Annotated in this window: 3 protein-coding genes; 1 reads left to right on the top strand and 2 read right to left on the bottom strand. The window is 36.2% G+C overall.

Annotated features, from left to right (window positions below; all coding sequences use genetic code 11):
- Positions 1-1,213 (bottom strand): right-handed parallel beta-helix repeat-containing protein (locus tag ABF281_RS08820; protein WP_347181311.1); only part of this gene is annotated, 1,213 nt, incomplete at its 3' end.
- Between the two features lie 165 nt (positions 1,214-1,378).
- Positions 1,379-3,271 (bottom strand): T9SS type A sorting domain-containing protein, encoded by a 1,893-nt coding sequence (locus ABF281_RS08825; RefSeq protein ID WP_347181312.1) that lies wholly within the window; start codon positions 3,269-3,271, stop codon positions 1,379-1,381.
- 186 nt (positions 3,272-3,457) lie between these two features.
- Between ABF281_RS08825 and ABF281_RS08830 the strand changes: the two genes are divergently transcribed.
- Positions 3,458-4,210, top strand: a complete 753-nt coding sequence (locus ABF281_RS08830) for a DUF6371 domain-containing protein (protein WP_347181313.1) — start codon at positions 3,458-3,460, stop codon at positions 4,208-4,210.
- Positions 4,211-4,453 lie beyond the last annotated feature (243 nt).

Below are 4,453 nucleotides of genomic sequence, written 5' to 3' on the forward strand. Positions count from 1 at the left end.
TAAGGCCTGCATCTACAGCAGGGCTCGTACTCTTGAGCTTGAGTCCATCATCCTTGGTCATCCAAATATCATCTGCTCCGTCAGGATCACTAGCATTAACGAATAAAGGGTTGCCCGAGTAGACCATATTTGAGGTTGAAGAAAGTGCATTACTATTGGCTAAAGTATAACTTGAACTAGCCAATTGAACTATACTATAACTCATATTAGTAGTATGGTTGGATGAGGCCTTAATATCTGCGTGAATATTAGTTTTTGATGAGCCTATTTTATTTTCATTAAATATACAATTTTCTACAGTAGAAGTGCCTGCATTCTTTGCGTATATACCACCACCTCCTTTTGTATTGGTTGTTGTTGTGTTATCGAAAAAGGAACAATTGGTAATTGTAGGTGAGTTTTCGGAATATATACCACCTCCATAATCATCAGCTAAATTTCCACTAAAAACACAGTTGATAATACTTGGTGTTCCGCTTACCATGTTAGCTACTCCTCCTCCGTTTAGTGTTGCAATATTATCTGCAACGATCAAATTGACAAGAGTTGAGCTAGATACCCTGTTACTTATCCCTGCTCCATTTTTTCCCCTGTTATTTTTTATGATTAAATTTGAAAGAGTGGGAGAAGATTGATTGTTGGCAATTCCTCCTCCTAAATCTTTTGAAAAATTCCTCCCACCAAATTGGTTAGTACCATTACCTCCGTTAGAATTACCATCTTGAATGGTAAACCCGTCAATAACTGCTGTTGAATTTAGATTAGCAGTCATTATTACGTGATAACAATTATCTGAAACTGACCCAGCTGTTCCTATATCACCACTAAGTATGGTGATATTTGAGCGGTAATCTCTTTGAGATCGTTGTGTTTCATTGCCATCAAATCCACCGTAAATTTCAATGTTTTTATTTATGCTATATCCTTTATTTCTATTGTCAGTTGAAGGGGTAGTAAAAGGAACTATAGTATTTGGTTTATATGTACCCTCTGCTACCCATATTTCATCACCTGCCGATGAATTGTTGATTGCATCTTGGAGTGCGGTATATGCATTCGTCCAGGATATACCGTTGTTTGATCCAATGGCATTGTGTTTTACATAAATAATTGCAGCATATGAATTTGTGTAACTAGCTGAGATAATTACAATTATTAATAAAAAGAAAAATAAGCTGATTGACAGAGAAGATTGTTTTTGTGCTTTATACATTGTATTAGTTTTTTGGCCCACTGCAAAAATATGAAGGCTAATCTTCGTTCGTGAATTACTAATTAGCAACACGTTATTGAAATTCAAATTAACAAAAAAAAGCGGAATATTAAAAAAATCAACTATTCCGCTCTGGTAGAGGCTTTGAGATTATCATCGAATTCTTTACTTCTTCATCACCTTAAGATGTTCTAAGCCTTTTTTGGAAACCACCTCTATCACGTAAACCCCCTTATTCCTTGTTGAAAGATGAATCGTATGAACTCCACTGGTAAATGTATGATTGGATTGATGCACTATCGCTCCTTTCAAGTCTGTTATTTCAAGACTGTAATCCTCTCCTTGCGGTAGACTTACCATCAAGATTACCTCATCAAAGAATGGGTTTGGATAGGCTTTTAAATACATGCCCTCACCGATTTGATCAAATCGTACTACTCGAATGTCAGAATATTCAAACGCACCATCAAAATCTACCTGTTTAAGTCGATAAAATGCCGTATTTTCTGATGGACTAATCGCTTGGTCGGTATAACTGTACCTTATTAGATGTTGGCTGTTGCCATTACCAGCTACTTCACCCACCGGCTCAAATACTCTGCCATCGTAGCTACGTTCTATTTCAAAGTGGCTGTTGTTGATTTCACTGGCTGTAGACCAAGATAAAAAGGCCGTATGATTGATAGAAGGTTGAGCTTCAAAGTAGGTTAGGTCAACGGGAAGTGGTGCCACTGAACATCCAACACAATTGATAGATGTGTCGCTTGAACTATGATATCCACCTATACTTAATATGGATTTAGAAACTTGAGCACTTGTATCTGTTTGACTGCAGGATATTTTTACTTGGTAGGAAACAGTTAGTGTATCTGAGGGTTCAACAATGAATGAATAGTAAGGAGGAATTGAATCTACATAAACTCCTCCGATAAAATGAATAATACCAGTTGCACCGGATTGTGGAAGTGATAATGCGTTGGAACTGTCTATATCACTCGCAGCAGTTAAACCAAGGAAAGTAAAATTGTTCGGCAAACTATCAATTAGGGTGTTAAATTGAACTCGCTCAGTTGTTGGGTTGGAAATATCAATGGTATAAGTAACTGTATCACATGCATTAGTTATGGTAGTGTTGATAGAGCGAGTTATTCTTAACGGTTGTAAGTTACTAGCGGCAGGAATGCTTATATAGCCAGCCAAAGCTCCGGAAGTATCCCCATAGTTTGATGTATATTTATTTTGAGCTCCGCTTTTGTTGTAAGCAAAAGGTACAAGCGGGTTGACATACTGAGTACTTTTGTTTACATAAGTATATACCACTTTAATTTGAGGAGCGGAAGGATGAGTATTATTGTTAGACGGAAGCACAAAATATAAATCATCTCTAGTTCCAACAGGTATAAATGGTAATTGACTTGAAATTATTTTAGAAGATAAAAGAACAAGCTTCTTGGAATTAAACAAAGAATCACCATTAGGGCTAATTGACACGATATCATTCGCCTTATTTATATTTCCCATTTCATAGGTAATTGTATCCGAAACTATCCCTCCTAAAAGTGTTGAAATACCCGTACTTCTACCAACAACCAAGCCTCCAGCATTTGAGGAGATAACGGATATAGTTGTTACCGTAAATGAATAACTAACTGTCCCCGTAGAATCATCCGATACACTGAAATAAAAAGTTGACGCTGTATTTATGGAACATGGATATTTAACATAAAAAAAGGCTGTTGAGGAATCACCACTCAAAATATTTCCCAAGGAAAGAGACGAATCACTCATATTCACTACTCGATTATTGGAAGTGCCAATGCTATCCATCCGCACTACTACGTTTTTAATCGATGAGGAATAAGTGTTTGTAATTTTAACGCCAACATAACTTGCAGTTGGCCCATCCGTACAAGGATTATTTGAATCAAGAATGAAATATGGCCCTGTAGCATTAGACAATTGTACTTTACTGGATGACAATCCCCAAGACACTTGACTCAAAAAAGTGGCACATAAAAAAAAGATGGAGCGTTGTATGTTTACTCTATTATTGACCATTAAAAAACTAACTTAAAATTAAAAAGCGTCAAAATTAACAGACTTTTTTTTTAATTTAACTATAAAAAGAAACAATCAAATAATGAACACTTAGCAAGACAATTTTTTATCTTGAAATTGTTACAGTATCCGATCTTACACGTGGAAATTTGCTTTTGATGTCAACACCATATAGAATCCATACATATGCACCTTGTTGACAAGGTTTACCAAGATAGTTTACCTAATTGGTTGACCCCTTATAAAAAGAATGAATCAAAGGTTTCTTGTTTGTTTGGTGAATACCTTTTAAGCAAATACCCTCACAACCCTATAGCGTTAGTTGAAGCCCCTAAAACAGCAATCTATAGCACGCTATACTTTGGAACACCTGAACAGCCTAAGAACTTACTTTGGTTAGCAGTTTATAATTTGAGCAGCCTAAAATTAGAGAAATGTAAAGCATTGAAAGGTAGAAAGGTTTATTTGTTTCCTGATTTATCCAAAGATGGAAAAGCCTTTGACTTATGGAGCAGAAAGGCAAACGAAATTCAAAAGGAATTGAAAGGTACATATTTTCAGGTTTCTGATTTATTGGAGCAGTTAGCACCTGAGCGAGATAAAAGCGAAGGCAAATACCTTGCAGACTATTTGATTAAATTAGATTGGAGACTATTCAGGCAAAAGGAAATAAGGGAACAACCCCAACCCGATCCAATTGAACAGCCAAAGGTTGAAACCCTAAAAAGTGGAAAAGGTGAAAAAGATGAAGCCCAAACAAACTTTTATTTTTTGCAGACTGACACAACTAAGCAGCCAAAGCCCTCTAACAAAAAGGTAATAGGATATGACAGTGAGTACCAGATTCTAAGCTATTTCACAAGAATGTTCTGGGATTACAGGGGCGGTAAAGATGAATATACACGACACAAAACCATAATGAGTAATTACGGCAAATGATAAAAAGCCCCATAGGGGGTTTAAAACATTTTTGGGAATTACTGACATACATTCGTGGCCCTTTTTTTTCACGTTTACAAGTTAAACAAACAGAGACAAAGGGTAACCCCTACCCTAAGATTAGCACCCTAAACAAACCTTGGGACATAACTCATATATTTGTGGTATGAAAAAAATTATCACACTTACATTAATCATTGCTGCTTTTTCCTCTTGCTCTAATATGGAGTCAGATGCTCAAAA

Origin of the sequence: Wenyingzhuangia sp. (assembly GCF_039768515.1) — a bacterium.
GTDB lineage: Bacteria > Bacteroidota > Bacteroidia > Flavobacteriales > Flavobacteriaceae > Wenyingzhuangia.